Origin of the sequence: Paraburkholderia sediminicola (assembly GCF_046026855.1) — a bacterium.
Taxonomy (GTDB): Bacteria; Pseudomonadota; Gammaproteobacteria; order Burkholderiales; family Burkholderiaceae; genus Paraburkholderia; species Paraburkholderia sediminicola_A.
On the sequence record NZ_JAQQET010000040.1, the window covers coordinates 46372 to 63052 of the forward strand.

The following is a 16681-nucleotide window of genomic DNA, read 5'->3' on the forward strand; positions in this document are numbered from 1 at the left end:
TTCCGTGCTTTACTTTCCGTGCGTCACTGCCCCGCATACCGGCTCACGGGCCGCTGCAAACCGAGATGATCGCGCAACGTGGTCCCGCTATATTCGGTGCGGAATAACCCACGCCGCTGCAATTCCGGCACGACGAGTTCGACAAAGTCGTCGAGGCCGCCGGGGAAATATGGCGGCATGATATTGAAGCCGTCGGCCGCTTCGCCCGTGAACCACTCCTCGAGCGCGTCCGCCACCTGCGTAGGTGTGCCCCATACAATGCGGTGCCCACGCGCGCCGGCCACCAGGTAATACAGTTCGCGCAAGGTCAGATTCTCGCGGCGTGCGAGATCGGTCAGCAGTTTGGCGCGACTTTTCAGCTGATCGGATTCAGGTAGCTCCGGCAACGGACCATCGAGCGGATACTTCGACACGTCATGCCCGAGCCGGTCGGATAACAGTGACAATGCGCCGGACGTATCGGTCCACTCCTGCAATTGCGCGTACTTGTCTTTCGCTTCCTGTTCCGTTCTACCGATCACAGGAAACACGCCCGGCATCACATGCAGTTGCTCGCCTTCACGGCCAAATTTCGGCAGGCGGCCTTTCAGATCGCGATAGAAGACCTGCGCTTCTTCTATCGTCTGCTGCGCAGTGAACACTACCTCCGCCGTGCGCGCGGCCAGGTCCTGCCCCGGCCCGGACGAACCTGCCTGAATCACCACCGGATGCCCTTGTGGCGGGCGCGACGCATTCAATGGGCCTTTGACGGAGAAAAACTGACCCTTGTGGTCCAGCGTATGAACCTTGGCGGGATCGAAGTAGAGGCCGCGCGCTTTGTCCTTGAGCACCGCGTCGTCATCCCAGCTATCCCACAGCCCCTTGACGACATCGACGAATTCGCCCGCCATTTCATAGCGCAGCGCGTGATCCGGGTGATTGCCGCGCGTAAAGTTCGCGGCCGTACGATCGTACGAAGTCGTCACGACGTTCCAGGCCGCACGCCCGCTGCTCAGATGATCCAGCGAAGCAAACGCGCGCGCGACGTGATATGGCTCGCTATACGTGGTCGACGCTGTAGCAGCGAGGCCGATGTGGCGCGTGCCCATGGCGAGCGCCGACAGCAGGCACAGCGGTTCGAGCCGCATTGCCATCGACGGATGCGCATCGGGGCCGCTCGTGAGGCCATCGGCGAGAAAAACCATGTCGAACTTCGCGCGCTCGGCGGTCTGCGTGATGCGTTGCATCAGCGCCAGATTTTCGCTGCCTGCTTGCGCATCAGGATGCCGCCAACCGGCGACGTGGTGTCCCGCGCCCTGAATGAAGAGCCCGAGACGCATCTGCCTGCGGGTGCTGCCGTTATTCGTGCTCATACGTGGATCTGTGCGAAAACATTGAAAAGTGAAGCGAGGTCGGCCGTGCTCTGCATCGTGTCGATATGCGCAGGAATGAAAGCGAGGCGTTCGTCGTAGCCGGTGGCGTCCGCGAACTTCGCGTGCAGATCTTCTGCGCTGTAGAGGCGATCGGTCTTATGGCTCAGCACCGTGCCGTTACGCAATACGATCTCCACGGTCGAGAAACGGGTAGCGGGATCGGTCGACGCGCGCGCCGCGGTTTCATCGTGGCGGCTCGCCACGCGCCGCGCGAGCGCGATCAGGTCGTCGCGCACGGGTACATCGGCAAAGGTGGAGAGGCCGGGCGAACCATCCGTCAGCGCGGCCGCAACCGTGTAGGCGGCGCTGAAACGTGCTTCGAGGCCGGTGGAAGGTAACGCTATGGACAGCGGCGTGTCGCCGCCGGGCGGAAACGTCACCGTCACTTCGCCAATGTCATCCGGCGTGAGGCGGTACGTGTCACGCAATGTCAATGCGGCATGCACGGCGTAGTGTGTCGCGGTACAGCACGCCCACGGTTTGAAGTACAGGCCCGGCACCGCGATTTGCCAGGGCGCGCCCCAAGCTTCGAGCACGCGTTCGGGTTGTGCGACGCCGCCGCTGAACACGGCGAAAAACCCGACCGGCCCGTCCAACGCTTCCGGTGAGCCCTGCAATCCTGCCGCCGCGAGCTCAGCGGCGAACAGTCCGGCGCGCGCGGCGAGCCCCGCATGCAGGGGTTTCGCTTCGCTGCCGAACTGCAGGCGCAAACCGGCGGACTGCGTGGCGGCAAGACCTAGCGCGTTCTCGACGGACGCGGCATCGAGCTTCAGCAGATAAGACGCAGCGGCGGCCGCGCCAAGCGCGCCCAACGTCGCGGTGTTATGAAATCCCTGCTCGTAATGCCGGCTGCCGAGTGCGAGACCGAGGCGCGCCATCGTTTCCACCCCTACAACGTAGGCGTCGAGCAAATCGAGCGCACTGCTGCCTCGTGTCTGCGCCAGCGCGAACAGCGCGGGCAGCAATACCGTCGAGGGATGGCCTCTTACGCTGCTGTGCACGTCGTCGTAGTCGAGCGCGTGCCCGGCGTAACCGTTGAGCAATGCAGCCTGCTGCGCCGACACACGAGTGGCGCTACCGATCACCGCTGCTTCGCCTCGCGAGTCATTGGCGCTTACCGTCAGGAGTTTTCGATAGCCGCGGTCGCTCGCGCCGGCAAAAGCGGCAGCGAGGAAATCGAGAATGCCGCGTCTGGCTGCGGCTATCGCGCTGGCGTCCCGGGAAGGCGATGCCTGCGTGATTGCGGCGGCCAGCCGTCGTGTAATGCCGGCGGCCTGCTGGCCGACGCTGGGTGCATAAGGGCTTGGCATGTCGAAGGCGTGAGAGCTGTGGAATCGCACCGGGCTAGCGTTGCCTGCACTTCGCTCGACGACGGTTAAACGATGCGTCGACTCGAAAGGCAGCGTAACGACCCAAACGCCGCATGCTAACGAAACGCCATGTCACAAACAAACAAGAAATCACGCTTTCGATATCGCATATTCTGCGATGCTGCAGCAGACGCACACACTGCCTGCCTGTCAGCGCAACCCGTCACTCAAAAGAACAACAGCGCGCGCAGTTCAATGCTTCGGCGCGGCGGTGCCTCGGCCGGCGAAGTGGGGTCGTCGAATGCCGTATGGGCAGATAGACGCGCGATTCCGTCGCCCGCCGAATCGTAAATCTTCAGCAGCAGGAATTCATCGGGCGACATGTGCGTCAAGGCTGCGCATGGAACCTGTGTACAGGCCGCCGCAATCCCAGGTTCTCGCGCAGCGTGCGGCCTTCATAGTCCTCGCGGAATAGTCCGCGTCGCCGCAGCTCAGGCACCACCAGTTCGACGAAATCGGTTAAACCGTCCGGCAGTACCGGTGGCATCACGTTGAAACCGTCAGCGCCATGATTGACGAAGCGCTCTTCGAGTTGATCGACGATCTGGGCTGCGGTACCGACGAGTTGCCAATGGCCGCGCGCGCCCGCAACCCGCAAATACAGCTGGCGGATCGTGAGGTTCTCGCGGCGAGCCAGTTCGAGCGTCAACAACTGCCGGCTCTTGCTCGCATTCGTCTCCGGCAGTTCCGGGATCGGTCCGTCGAGCGGATAGTCCGAGAGATCGAACCCACCGGTCAGTCCGGATACCAGTGCAAGCCCAACCTTCGGATCGACGAGCGACTGCAACTGCTCGAACTTCTCCCTCGCCTCGCTTTCGGTCCGGCCGACAATCGGAAACACGCCGGGCATGATCTTCAGATCGTCCGGATCACGGCCATAGGTCTGCATGCGCCCCTTCACGTCTGCGTAAAAATCGACCGCGTCCTGCAGAGTTTGCTGCGCCGTGAAAATCACCTCGGCCGTCCTGGCAGCCAGATCCCGGCCTGCTTCGGACGACCCGGCCTGCACGACGACCGGATGCCCCTGCGGGGAACGGGCAACGTTCAGCGGCCCCTTGACCTGGAAGAAACGCCCCTTGTGATTCAGCACATGCCGTTTGACGGGGTCGAAGAAACGCCCTTCGGCCTTGTTGCGAACGAATGCGTCGTCCTCCCAACTGTCCCAGAGACCCTCTGCGACTTCCGCGAACTCGGCGGCACGCGCATAGCGCTCGGCGTGATCGAAATGCCTGTCGCGGTTGAAGTTCTTCGCTTCGTGCTCGCTCGACGAGGTGACCAGATTCCAACCGGCACGCCCTCCGCTAATGTGATCGAGCGACGCGAATTTTCGGGCAATGTGATACGGCTCGTTGAAGCTCGTCGAGGCCGTGCCGACCAGGCCAATGCGCTCAGTCACCGCCGCGAGTGCTGAAAGCAGCGTGATCGGCTCGAACTGAGCCACGTAGCTGTGCGCCGTGCGGCTGAGAAAGTCGACGTTGTCGCCGCGGGTACCCACACCGTCGGCGAGAAAGATCAGATCGAACTTCGCGGCTTCGGCCGCTTGCGCGAGGCGGACATAGTGACGAAAGTTAACGCCGGCGTCCGCCTGCGCCTCGGGATGCCGCCACGCCGCAATGTGGTGTCCGGAAGGATAGAGAAAAGCGCCGAGGCGCAGGTGCCCGTTACGTTTGCTCATGGAAGTTCGCGAAGGAGAATGGACGGGGAGATCCCGCACTGCGTCGCTCGGCCAGGTGAACGGATTGGGAGGGCCGGATGCCAGACAGGTCGACGTTAGCGCGCTGCGTGGCGCGCGGCAACCAAGCAAAGCTCATAACCTTATGAGCCTGGACAGGCGCGTTGCGTCAAAGGGAAACGGCCGCCACCGCGTAGCGTAAGCGCTTTGCTCGTCCCCGCTGCAAACCCGGCACACGGGCTTGCACTGCCTGTCGAACGCAGGTGAAATAAGCCGATTTATAAGCCGATTTCCGGTTCGGTTATCTCACACAGGAAAAAAACGGTTCTCAGGCCGTGGCAATCCCAGATTCTCACGCAGCGTCACCCCTTCGTATTCACGTCGGAACAAGCCTCGCTTCTGCAACTCGGGAATGACCTTGTCAACGAAGTCGTCGAGACCGCCGGGCAAATACGGGAACATCACGTTGAACCCGTCCGAACCCTCTTCCACCAACCATTGCTCCATCTGATCCGCGATCATCTTCGCCGTGCCCACCATTTCGAGTCCCGAGTATCCGCCAATACGCTGAGCGAGCTGGCGAATCGTCAGCCTGTCGCGCTGCGCCCATTCGACTACCCGTTGCCGCGCTGTCCGGCTCGCATTGGTCTCGGGGATTTCGGGCAGCGGGCCGTCCGGATCGAAACCGGACACGTCGTGCCCCAACGCAATCGACAACGAAGCGATTCCACTCTCGTAGTGAACGAATGTGTCGAGCCGCGCCCGTGTTTCCAGCGCCTGTTCCAGCGTATCGCCGACGACGACGAAGGCGGCCGGAAGTATCTTCATGTGATCGCGTTGACGGCCGATCTTTTCCATACGGCCTTTCACATCGGCATAGAAACGCTTGCCGTCAGCCAGCAGGCTTTGCGCGGTGAACACCACCTCCGCGGTTTCGGCCGCAATCTGGCGTCCGGCTTCCGACGAGCCGGCCTGCACAATGACGGGCCATCCCTGAACGGGGCGTGCAATGTTCAACGGACCGCGCACGGAAAAGTTCTCGCTCCTGTAGTTCAGCACATGCAGTTTCTGCGGATCGAAGAACGTGCCGCTTTCGATATCGCGGATAAACGCATCGTCGGCCCAACTGTCCCAGAGCCCGGTGACCACATCGAAGAACTCGCGGGCACGCCGGTATCGCTCGTCGTGTTCGACATGCTCGTCGAGACCGAAATTGAGCGCGGCATCGGGATTCGACGTCGTCACGAGATTCCATCCCGCACGGCCACCGCTGATGTGGTCGAGCGAGGCAAAACGCCTGGCCACGTGATAAGGCGCGTCGAACGTGGTGGACGCGGTTGCGATGAGCCCCAGCCTCTCAGTGACCGCGGCCAGCGCGGGCAGCAGCGTCAGCGGTTCGAACGACGTCACCGTGTGACTATGCTTGAGCGCATCGAGCGGCATGTTGAGCACCGCAAGGTGGTCAGCCATGAAGAACGCGTCGAAGCGGCCACGCTCGAGCGTCTGCGCGAAGCGCTTCAGATGCCCGAAATTGAAGTTGGCATCGGGCCATGCACCAGGATAGCGCCATGCGCCGGTATGAATCGTCGTAGGACGCATGAAAGCGCCGAGGCGAAGCTGACGTGACATGTGGCGAGGCTCCATCGCAAAGGTCAAAGCAGTTTAATCGTCCTTCGCCGACGTTGCTTGCCACCGCCCACTCGCTGCACCTAGCTGCTGAACCCGATGCGCCGGGGCGCCGGCGCTGATAGGAACGCCGAAAGCTCCCCCGCAGAAAAGCAAAGCACAAAATCTTCGTTCGCGCGTCAAGGCTCCATCACTAGACTGTGATTCAACTTGTTATAACAAGTACAGAAAACCCCACATCATGCTGAAACCCGACCCTGCCAACGTGCTTCCTCTGTCCGCGCCGCCGCTCTACGAGCAGATCAAGACGGCGTTGCGCTCACGTATTCTCAATGGCACGTATGCGGCCCATTCCCAGATGCCGTCTGAAAACGACCTCTGCGCGATGTTCAACGTCAGCCGCATCACCGTTCGGCAAGCGCTCGGCGATCTGCAAAAGGAAGGTCTCGTTTTCAAACTTCACGGCAAGGGTACTTTCGTCTCCAAGCCGAAAGCCTTCCAGAACGTCAGCGCGTTGCAAGGCTTCGCCGAAGCGATGTCGTCGATGGGATATGAAATCGTCAATCAGCTCAAGCACATTCACTTCATTCCGGCCACCGCGCACATCGCTGATCGTCTCAAGCTGCCCGAAGGCGCGAAAGTCGCCGAAATCCATCGTGTGCGCCTGCTGAATCGCGAACCTGTGTCGCTCGAAATCACGTGGGTTCCGGAAGCATTAGGCAAACGCCTCGCCAGCGCGGACCTCGTCACGCGCGACATCTTTCTCATTCTCGAGAACGATTGCGCGGTGCCGCTCGGCCACGCCGACGTCTCCATCGACGCGATTCTCGCCGACGATGAAATCGTCGAAGCACTGAACGTTGAAGAAGGCAGTCCGGTGCTTCGCATCGAACGTCTGACGCATAGCGCGGACGGCACGCCGATCGATTACGAATACCTCTATTTCCGCGGCGACGCATTCCAGTACCGTTTTCGCATCGACCGTCAGAAAGAGAAGAAGACCACAAGGAAGACGAAATGAATACGCACGTGATCGAGTACGACCTGGTCGTCGTGGGTGGTGGCACCGCCGGTCCAATGGCTGCCGTCAAGGCAAAGGAACAGAATCCGAACCTGAAGGTCCTGCTGCTGGAAAAGGCCAACGTCAAACGCAGCGGCGCGATTTCGATGGGCATGGACGGTTTGAATAACGCCATCATTCCCGGCCATGCGACGCCCGAGCAGTACACCAGGGAAATCACCATTGCCAACGACGGCATTGTCGATCAGGCAGCCGTCTACGCCTACGCTCAACACAGCTTCAAGACCATTGAAGAACTCGACCGCTGGGGTGTGAAGTTCGAAAAAGACGGCACGGGCGACTATGCGGTCAAGAAAGTGCATCACATGGGCTCATATGTGTTGCCGATGCCGGAAGGCCACGACATCAAGAAAGTGCTCTACCGGCAACTCAAACGCGCACGCATTGCGATCACCAATCGCATTGTCGTCACACGCGTTCTGACTGACGCGCAAGGGCGGGCCTGTGGCGTACTGGGCTTCGATTGCCGTACGGCGGATTTTTACGTGGTGCGCGCCAAGGCGGTGATTCTCTGCTGTGGAGCGGCGGGCCGGCTCGGATTGCCCTCCTCGGGATATCTGATGGGAACCTACGAGAACCCGACCAACGCCGGCGATGGCTACGCGATGGCCTATCACGCAGGCGCCGCGCTAGCGAACCTCGAATGCTTCCAGATCAATCCACTGATCAAGGACTACAACGGCCCCGCATGTGCCTACGTGACCGGCCCCCTCGGCGGCTTCACCGCGAACGGCAAGGGAGAACGCTTCATCGAGTGCGATTACTGGAGCGGCCAGATGATGTGGGAGTTCTATCAGGAACTCCAAAGCGGCAACGGGCCGGTGTTTCTGAAGCTCGACCACCTTGCCGAAGAAACCATTCAGACCATCGAACAGATTCTGCACACGAACGAGCGCCCGAGCCGCGGACGGTTTCATGCGGGACGCGGCACGGATTACCGGCAGCAGATGATCGAAATGCACATCTCGGAGATCGGGTTTTGCAGTGGCCACAGTGCGTCCGGGGTCTACGTCAACGAGCGTGCGGAGACCACCGTTGCCGGTCTTTACTCGGCTGGCGACATGGCTGCGGTGCCGCACAACTACATGCTTGGCGCGTTCACCTATGGCTGGTTCGCAGGTCAGAACGCGGCGCAATACATCGAGGGCCGCGAGCATGCAGCGCTCGATAACGAGCAGGTGGAAGCTGAGCGGGTACGGATCTATGCACCGCTTGAACGGGAGACGGGGCTTGCACCGGCGCAAGTCGAATACAAGCTGCGCCGGATGGTGAATGACTATCTTCAACCGCCGAAGGTCACGCGGAAAATGGAAATCGGCCTGCAACGTTTCGCGGAGATCGCCGCGGATATCGACCAGATCAAAGCCGACAATCCGCACGAACTGATGCGCGCCGCGGAAGTGCGGGCGATTCGCGACTGCGCCGAAATGGCGGCGCACGCGTCGCTGTATCGCACGGAGAGCCGTTGGGGCCTGTACCACCATCGTGTCGATTTCCCGCAACGCAACGACGCGGAGTGGTTTTGCCACACGCATCTGAAGAAAGACACAGCGGGCCGCATGGTCAGCGAAAAGCGTGCCGTTCAACCGTACGTGGTGCCGCTCGACAACCGCGACAGTCAGGCCTATCAGAACCTGCGGATCGGCGAGCCCACGCTCGCCGACGCTTAAGGAGTCACGGAGCCACCATGTCTACGACACCGCACAACATTTTTCAGCGCAGCGCAGCGCCCGTCACGATCGACGAAGACAAATGCATCGCCGACAAGGGCTGCACGGTCTGCGTGGATGTATGCCCGCTCGACCTGCTTGCGATCGACCTGACCAAGGGCAAGGCCTACATGAAGTTCGACGAATGCTGGTACTGCATGCCATGCGAGAAAGACTGTCCGACCGATGCGGTCAGGGTCGACATTCCTTATCTGCTGCGCTAGTGGCGAGCCATCCAGACTAAAGCGCTGCTTCCCTATCAATCGGGGTTTAACTCATGACTATCCGTCGTTTGCTTGCCGCAACGCTCTTCGCGAGCGGCCTGTTTTCACTCACAGCCATCCCGGCGCATGCTGAGACGATCCGCATCGCAATCGGCACTCAGGACACGACGATCAATTGCGCAACCGGTGGCCTGCTGATCCGCGAGTTGAATCTACTCGATAAATATCTGCCGCATGACGGCAAATACAAGGACGTCAAATACGACGTGCAGTGGAAAGATTTCACGTCCGGTGCGCCGATGACCAACGAAATGGTGGCGGGCAAACTCGACTTCGGATCGATGGCGGAGTTTCCCGGCTCGTTGAACGGCGTGGCCTTCCAGAAGGCCGGCAAGAAGAGCGTATTTATCACGGTTCTCTCGGGCAGTATCGACGGTAGCGGCAACGGCATCGTGGTGCCGGGCGATTCATCGATTCGTTCGATCGCCGACCTGAAAGGCAAAACGATCTCGGTACCCTTCGCTTCGGCGGCGCACGGTATGTTGCTGCGGGCAATCAAGGCTCAAGGCTGGAATCCCGACACCGACGTGAACATCATCACGCAGTCGCCCGAAGTGGCGGGTAGCGCGTTGAAAGCGCATAAGATCGACGCGCACGCCGACTTTGTGCCGTTCGCCGAGCTTTTTCCCTTCCGCGGCTTTGCGCGCAAGATTTACGACGGTGCGCAAACTCACGCACCCACCTTCCACGGCACGCTCGTGGATGCGGACTATGCGAAGCGCTATCCGGAAGTTGTGGTGGCGTATTTGCGCGCGGTGATCGAGGCGAACCAGTTGTTTGCGCAAGACCCCGAGAAATACAGCCAGCTGATTCAGAAGGTGACCGGCATCGACGCCGAAGTCAATTACCTGTTCCACGGCCCACTCGGTCTGCAGACGCGCGATCTGACATGGAAGCCTGAATACCGGCAAGCGACCGTCACGGCCATCAGCACGCTCAAGCTGCTGAAAAAGACCGACGTCGATCTGGATGTCAACACGTTCATCGACGATCGCTATATCCGCGAAGCGTTCAGGCAATCCGGTCTGAACTACGACGCCGCACTCAGGAATTACGCGAAACAACCTCTCGTCGCCAATGATGCGCAAACGGGCAAACGCATCACCGATTTCCGCAGCGCGACACAAATCTGGGTCGACGGTGAAGGCAAGGTACGCAACTATGCCTCGACCCAGGAAGCATTCGCCGCACTCAATACGCTCGAGCAAAGCGGCAAGAAGGCACGCGTCGTGTATGTCCAGGATCGTTCGAGCGGACTGAAACTGTTCGCCAATCAGGCGTGGTACGTGAAGGACGCCAAGGGCGGCATCAGCGCATTCCTGCTGAAAGAAAGCGCCGATAGCTACGCGAAACAGGTGGACGGCAGCGTCGTGGATTTCGCCTCTGCGAAGACCGATGCAACGCAAGCCGTTGCGGCGCGCTAACAGATCATCCAGCGGCGTTCATCAATCACGGGAGTTCCCGATGTCAGCCATTCTCGAAGCCACGGAAAGCGCCAGCATCCGGCGCGCCGCCGCCATCCAGCGCATCTGGAATCCAGCACGTCTCGCACGCGTGCTGACCAGACTCGTATCGGTTCTGACGTGCGTCGGTATCTGGCAAATGCTCGCCGAGCATCATGTCTCGTTCGGTGTGGTGACGTTCGCGAACGTGCCGGCACCAAGCGACGTCGTGCCCGCGGCCTGGGCCCTGCTCCACTCACCCAAACTGCCGATGCACCTTTTTTCCAGCCTCATGCGCGTGCTGGTGGGCTTTGCCGCGGCGAGCATTGTGGGCATCGGCTTGGGACTCGCCATCGGGCGCTATCGGGCATTCGAAGACGCGGTCCTGCCTCCGCTCGAAGTGTTGCGGCCGATTCCGGCGGTTGCGTGGATCCCGCTTGCCATCCTGATGTTTCCTTCGTCGGAAATGAGCATGATGTTCATCACGTTCATCGGCGCGTTGTTTCCGATTCTGCTCAACACGATCCACGGCGTGGAAGGTGTCGATCCGCGGCTTGTCGCCACCGCGCGCTCGCTCGGCACGCGTGGCGGTGCATTGTTTAGCGAGGTGATCCTGCCGGGCGCGGCGCCTGCCATCGTCACGGGTTTGTCGATCGGAATGGGTACCGCGTGGTTCTGTCTCGTCACCGCCGAAATGATCGCTGGCCAATACGGCATCGGCTATTTCACATGGGAGTCGTACACCTTGCAGAATTATGCGGACATCGTCGTCGGCATGCTGCTGATCGGCGCGTTGGGGATGGGCAGCAGCGTGCTGGTGCGGCGAGCCGGGCTGGCGCTGATACCGTGGTACCGGATGGAGGCGTCGCAGCGATGAGCACCGAATTGCAATCGAAACCGCTGGGCCGCATCGACGTGCGTGCGCTGAGTGTCGAAGTCGGCGTGCGCGAGCAGCGGTTCACTGCACTCGACCAGTTGGATTTCACCGTCGAACCGGGCGAGTTCGTCTGCGTACTGGGACCGTCGGGATGCGGAAAATCCACGCTGCTGGCAGCGCTCGCCGGCCATGTGACGGCCAGCGCGGGCGAGATTGTCGTCGACGGTGAGCGGGTCATGCGCCCACATCCGGAGCGCGGCCTCGTGTTTCAACAGCACACGCTCTTTCCGTGGAAGCGCGTGATCGACAACGTCGCGTTCGGCCTGAAGATGAAGGGCCTCGCCGCCGACGAGCGACGTCGGCAAGCCGGCGAACTGCTCGATCTGGTCGGATTGAACGGCTTCGGCACACGCTATCCGGCGCAGTTGTCAGGCGGCATGCAACAACGTGTGGAAATCGCGCGCGCGCTGATCAACCGGCCACGCGTGCTGTTGATGGACGAACCGTTCGGCGCGCTCGACGCGCAAACGCGCCGCATGATGCAAACGTTGCTGCTCGACGTATGGACGAAAATCCGCACCACGGTGCTGTTCGTCACGCACGATATCGACGAAGCGCTGTTTCTCGCCGACCGCATCCTGGTGCTGTCGCAGCGGCCCGCGCGTATCGTCGCTGATCTGCGCATCACATTCGAGCGCCCTCGCGACGACGAAACCACGACCGAAGCGCAATTCATCGAGATCAAGCGCCACTGCCTGGCGCTGCTGCGCGCGGCGGCGGCATAACGCGCTTTGCGTGCTTGACGTTCTTGACCTGCGCATCGAACGCATCTGTTTCAATCCAGACACCATTCAACTCATGACCGATATTTCGCTTCCGCTTACGTTCGACCCCAATTCACTCGACCCGGAAGCCGCCGAGATCCTGCCGCGCCTGGCGTCCGTGGATGCCGCCGTGCGCCGCATCGCCCTCCTCGCGCTCGCCGACCTTGAAGACGAAGCCGTACTCGGACCGATTGTCGCCGCCTTGCGCGCCGACGCGTCATCCGACGTTCGCGCTCAGGCCGCCGAGATACTCGGTGCGTGGGAGCGCGCCGACGCGGTGGAGGCGCTGTGCGAAGCCCTGGCGGATCCTGCGAAAAATGTCCGCGACGCGGCCGCGCAGAGCCTGTCCAGTCTGAAAAGTCCGGATTCGGGACCGCTGCTCGCACCGTGGACCACGCATTGCGATCCGTTTGTGCGCCAGGCTGCGCTGCGTGGTCTGCGCGAATTACGCTACGCGGGCGCACTGGAACCCGCGCTGACTGCGCTGACGGCAAGCGAAGACGTCGTGCGGCTCGAAGCCGTGAGTGTGCTCGGCTGGTTGAAGAGCGAGCGCGCAGTTGGCCCGCTTACTGCCATCGCCGCACACGATCCCAACGCCGCCGTACGGCGCGCGGCAATCGGCGCGCTGGGCATTGGAGCAGCGACGACGGAAGAAACCGTCGTCGCATTGTTGAGCGCGTTACGCGACGCCGCGTGGCAGGTCCGTGAAGAAGCGGCGGCCACGCTCGGCAAACTACGCGCGCAAGGCTCGCGGGATGCGCTGATCGCAGCGCTTGATGACGACTACTGGCAAGTCCGTTTGCAGGCGGTCCGCGCGTTAGGCAAACTCGGCAACGCAACCGCGAGCACAGCGGTCGCCGCGCTGCTCACGCATGCGATCAGCAACTTGCGCAAGGAAGCGGCCTTGTCGCTCGGTGAACTGGGCGACAAGGCGTCATTGCCCGCCTTGCACGCAGCCGCGACCGATGCCGATCCGGAAGTACGCAAGGCTGCACGTATAGCCTTGACGCAAATTGAAAAAGCGCAATGATGAACACGCCCGAACACATCACGGTGCACGCGGCGAGCGGGCGATTGTCCCTGACGTGGAATAGCGGACACACGCAATGGATCGACAACGCGACGCTAAGGGCTCGCTGCCCTTGCTCGACCTGCCGCCGCTTGACGCATTCGGGCCAAGCGGCGCGAATCGAACCGTGCGTCGCGATCGTCGACGTGCAGCCGATGGGTTACGGTGTACAGATCGTGTTCAGCGATGGGCACGCGCAGGGCATCTATCCGTGGGACTATCTGGCGGGTATTGCCTGAACCCAGGCATAGGAAAGCGGCGGCCGTAGTCGGCCGCCGCTTGTCGTCAGCGTCGTGAAGACAGCCGCCGCACCACCGACACCAGCGCATCGACTTCATCGCAGGTGTTGTAGAACGCGAGTGACGGCCTCACCGTGGCTTCGACACCGAAGCGACGCAGGATCGGCTGCGCACAATGATGCCCCGAGCGCACGGCGATGCCCTCTTCGTTCAGCGCCTGTCCCACTTCCTCGGTCTCGTAGCCCTTCAACACGAAAGACAACACACTGGCTTTGTCCCGCGCCGTGCCAATCAGCCGCACGCCGGGCACCGGCTGCAGCACGCTCGTCGCATAAGCCAGCAGATCGTGTTCATAGCGCGCGATATTCTCGATACCCACCCGTTGAACGTAATCGATCGCCGCACCGAGACCCACGGCATCGGCAATATTGCCCGTGCCCGCTTCGAAGCGATTGGGCGGCGGCTGGAACACGGTGCGCTCGAACGTGACGTCCGCAATCATGTTGCCGCCACCCTGCCAGGGCGGCATATCGTCGAGAATCGCGCGCTTTCCGTAGACCACGCCGATGCCGGTGGGGCCGAACACTTTATGGCCTGAGAACACGAAGAAATCAGCATCGAGCGCCTGTACGTCCACACGCATGTGCGACACGGATTGCGCGCCGTCGACGAGTGCCTTCGCTCCTGCGCGATGCGCCAGTTCGATGATTTCCTTGACCGGCACCACCGTTCCTAGCGCGTTCGACACCTGCGTGACCGACACGATCTTCGTCCGGTCATTGAGAAGCCGCCTGTATTCATCGAGCAATACCTGGCCGTTGTCGTCGACCGGAATCACACGCAACGTGGCGCCGGTTTGCGCGGCAAGCTGCTGCCACGGCACGATGTTCGCGTGGTGCTCCAGGTGCGAGACGATGATCTCGTCGCCCTCGCCGACATGCTTCACGCCCCACGTCTTCGCGATCAGGTTGATCGCTTCGGTGGTGCCGCGAACAAAGATGATTTCTTCCGGCGACGCCGCGCCGATGAAGCGCTGCACCTTGCTGCGTGCGGCTTCGTACGCATCGGTAGCGCGGCCGGCCAGCGCATGGGCAGCCCGATGAATGTTCGAGTTCTCATGCGCGTAGAAATACGCCAGCCGATCGATGACCGCCTGCGGTTTGTGCGTGGTCGCGGCATTGTCGAACCACACCAGCTGACGGCCGTTGACGCGCTCCTGCAGAATCGGAAAGTCGCGGCGAATCGCATTGACATCGAATGGCGGATGGGCTGACGGCCCGGCATGCGGCACGCTGTCCGTCGCACTGGGTGTCTGCCCAGGAAAACGCGACACCTCATTCAGATTCAGAAAATAATGCGCGTCACTGCCGCGTTCTGCCTGCGTTGTGCCCGGCACTGCTTGTGAGACGTTCGGCCGGTCATGCGGGAAACGTTGCTCCGCAAGCGGTTCATCGACACCTGGCAGACCGAGCGATTGCGCGCTCACGTCGTTCCATCCTGGCACCACGATATCCGACGATGCCACGTTGGATGTCCGAGCATGTCCCGTTTCGCCCAGGAAATAGTAAGGCGCCGTGGATGCCGGTGACACTGGCGACGCTGGCGATGCGCCGCCCCCAGACGGACGCTGTGCGCCCTGCCCCTCAGGCACGCCAAGCGCGGCTCCGCCAAAGCGCGGATCGAGCGCCGGCGCAACAGTCACTATGCTATCGGGCAAGCCGTTCTGTGCAGCAGCATGGGGCGCAAGCGCAGGTGCCCGATTCCCCAGCGACAGCACGTGCGTAGGCGCCGACGGCAGCAGGTTGCCGCCGGGCACATGTCCCTGCGGCAAGGCTGCGCCAGGCACACCGGTACCCGCGCCACCCGGACCCGCGAGCGGCGAACCCGCCGGTGCCGGGTTGCTGATCTCGTTGAGTACAGGTGCCGTGAGCGGCAACGTGGCGGCCGAGCCAGGCGTGCTGCCCGCCTGTGGCGTGTGACCCGGCAGCGCGGAAAAAAATGCATTGGCCAGCGACGCTAACGTCGCCGGATCAGGCAAACCCGCGGGCGGACCGGTCGGCACATCGTGCGGCAGAACGCTATCCATGGGCTTACTTGTAGGTGTCTGGGTAGTCATGGTACTTGCCGATCTCCACGTCATCGAGAACTGCCAGCGCGTCCGGCGAATGCACCGCGAGCGAGCAATAGAGCGAGATCAGGTACGACGCGATCGCATGATTGTTGATGCCCATGAAGCGGACCGACAGACCCGGACCCTGCTCGCCGGCCACGCCCGGCTGGAACAGGCCGACCACGCCCTGGCGCTTGTCGCCTACGCGCAGCAGCAGAATCTTGGTCTTGCCATCGGCAACCGGCACCTTGTCCGACGGAATCAGCGGAACGCCACGCCACGTCAGGAACTGCGAGCCGAACAGGCTGACGGTCGGCGGCGGCACACCACGGCGCGTACATTCACGACCGAAGGCGGCGATCGCGAGCGGATGCGTCAGGAAAAACGCCGGCTCTTTCCATACCTTGGTCAGCAATTCGTCGAGATCGTCGGGCGTCGGTGCGCCGGTCAGCGGAAACACGCGCTGCTCTTCAGCCACATTCGCGAGCAGGCCGTAGTCCGGGTTGTTGATCAGTTGGCTTTCCTGCAGCTCCTTGATCGTTTCGATCGTGAGCCGCAATTGTTCCTTGATCTGATCGTGCGGGCTGCTGTACAGATCCGAGATCCGCGTGTGCACGTCGAGCACCGTGCTGACCGCATTCAGGAAGTACTCGCGCGGTTGCTCTTCGTAGGGCACGAAGGTGCGCGGCAAAATGCTTTCATCTTCGCGCGCGGTACACGCCGCCTTCACGGCTTCGGGATTCTTCACCTGGTTCAGACGATAGATGCCCGCCTCGACCGGCAGCCATTGCAGCAGATGGGTAAGCCACCGGGGCGTAATCGTCGCGAGTTGCGGAACGGTTTTGGTGGCATTGGCTAGTTGCCGTGCTGCGGTATCGCCGAGCGCCGTCAGGCCGCCCACTGTTGCTGTCATCTGAAGCTCCGGGTTTGATAGAAGAAAAACAGGAAAGCTTATGAACGAAAGTG

The 16681-nt window shown here is 61.7% G+C and carries 14 protein-coding genes and 1 pseudogene; 8 read left to right on the plus strand and 7 right to left on the minus strand.

From position 1 onward, the window contains the following. Positions 1 to 23 precede the first annotated feature (23 nt). The 5 genes and pseudogenes from PQR40_RS32955 to PQR40_RS32975 form a co-directional block, all read right to left on the minus strand. Positions 24 to 1352, minus strand: coding sequence for an LLM class flavin-dependent oxidoreductase (locus tag PQR40_RS32955; RefSeq protein WP_408510701.1), 1329 nt, complete (start codon positions 1350 to 1352; stop codon positions 24 to 26). Beyond that, positions 1349 to 2722 (minus strand): MmgE/PrpD family protein, encoded by a 1374-nt coding sequence (locus PQR40_RS32960; protein WP_408510702.1) that lies wholly within the window; start codon positions 2720 to 2722, stop codon positions 1349 to 1351. The genes PQR40_RS32955 and PQR40_RS32960 overlap by 4 nt, the downstream gene beginning before the upstream one ends. Before the next feature lie 227 nt (positions 2723 to 2949). Next, positions 2950 to 3105: pseudogene (locus PQR40_RS32965) on the minus strand (CmcJ/NvfI family oxidoreductase); the annotation flags it as partial. A gap of 5 nt (positions 3106 to 3110) precedes the next feature. Next, complete coding sequence (locus PQR40_RS32970; RefSeq protein WP_408510703.1) at positions 3111 to 4457, minus strand: LLM class flavin-dependent oxidoreductase; 1347 nt, start codon at positions 4455 to 4457, stop codon at positions 3111 to 3113. A 303-nt stretch (positions 4458 to 4760) separates the two neighbouring features. Further along, the gene (locus tag PQR40_RS32975; RefSeq protein WP_408232957.1) at positions 4761 to 6083 is read right to left on the minus strand and encodes an LLM class flavin-dependent oxidoreductase; all 1323 of its coding nucleotides are present in this window, start codon (positions 6081 to 6083) and stop codon (positions 4761 to 4763) included. Positions 6084 to 6321: 238 nt separating this feature from the next. Here PQR40_RS32975 and PQR40_RS32980 point away from each other — a divergent pair, with 238 nt between their 5' ends. The 8 genes from PQR40_RS32980 (at position 6322) to PQR40_RS33015 (ending at position 13605) form a co-directional block, all read left to right on the plus strand. Continuing rightward, a complete protein-coding gene (locus PQR40_RS32980) occupies positions 6322 to 7101 on the plus strand; it encodes a GntR family transcriptional regulator (RefSeq protein WP_408510704.1) in 780 nt (259 codons plus the stop codon). Then, positions 7098 to 8831: a fumarate reductase/succinate dehydrogenase flavoprotein subunit gene (locus PQR40_RS32985; protein WP_408232963.1), complete on the plus strand. Its 1734-nt coding sequence runs from the start codon at positions 7098 to 7100 to the stop codon at positions 8829 to 8831. The genes PQR40_RS32980 and PQR40_RS32985 overlap by 4 nt, the downstream gene beginning before the upstream one ends. Before the next feature lie 17 nt (positions 8832 to 8848). Continuing rightward, positions 8849 to 9094 carry a 4Fe-4S dicluster domain-containing protein gene (locus PQR40_RS32990; RefSeq protein WP_030102639.1) on the plus strand — a complete coding sequence of 82 codons (246 nt, stop codon included), beginning with the start codon at positions 8849 to 8851 and terminating at the stop codon, positions 9092 to 9094. Between the two features lie 53 nt (positions 9095 to 9147). After that, complete coding sequence (locus tag PQR40_RS32995) at positions 9148 to 10578, plus strand: ABC transporter substrate-binding protein (protein WP_408510705.1); 1431 nt, start codon at positions 9148 to 9150, stop codon at positions 10576 to 10578. A gap of 40 nt (positions 10579 to 10618) precedes the next feature. Then, complete coding sequence (locus PQR40_RS33000; protein WP_408389201.1) at positions 10619 to 11473, plus strand: ABC transporter permease; 855 nt, start codon at positions 10619 to 10621, stop codon at positions 11471 to 11473. Further along, entirely contained in the window at positions 11470 to 12258 is a 789-nt protein-coding gene (locus tag PQR40_RS33005; RefSeq protein WP_408510706.1) for an ABC transporter ATP-binding protein, read from the plus strand. The genes PQR40_RS33000 and PQR40_RS33005 overlap by 4 nt, the downstream gene beginning before the upstream one ends. 73 nt (positions 12259 to 12331) lie before the next feature. Further along, on the plus strand, positions 12332 to 13327 hold the full coding sequence (locus tag PQR40_RS33010; protein ID WP_408233079.1) for a HEAT repeat domain-containing protein: 996 nt from the start codon (positions 12332 to 12334) through the stop codon (positions 13325 to 13327). Then, positions 13324 to 13605 carry a DUF971 domain-containing protein gene (locus tag PQR40_RS33015; protein ID WP_408232975.1) on the plus strand — a complete coding sequence of 94 codons (282 nt, stop codon included), beginning with the start codon at positions 13324 to 13326 and terminating at the stop codon, positions 13603 to 13605. The genes PQR40_RS33010 and PQR40_RS33015 overlap by 4 nt, the downstream gene beginning before the upstream one ends. A gap of 46 nt (positions 13606 to 13651) precedes the next feature. Here PQR40_RS33015 and PQR40_RS33020 read toward each other — a convergent pair whose 3' ends face one another. Further along, complete coding sequence (locus tag PQR40_RS33020) at positions 13652 to 15721, minus strand: family 2A encapsulin nanocompartment cargo protein cysteine desulfurase (RefSeq protein WP_408510707.1); 2070 nt, start codon at positions 15719 to 15721, stop codon at positions 13652 to 13654. Continuing rightward, complete coding sequence (locus PQR40_RS33025; RefSeq protein ID WP_154560115.1) at positions 15696 to 16628, minus strand: family 2A encapsulin nanocompartment shell protein; 933 nt, start codon at positions 16626 to 16628, stop codon at positions 15696 to 15698. Before PQR40_RS33025 ends, PQR40_RS33020 begins: the two co-directional genes overlap by 26 nt. Positions 16629 to 16681 lie beyond the last annotated feature (53 nt).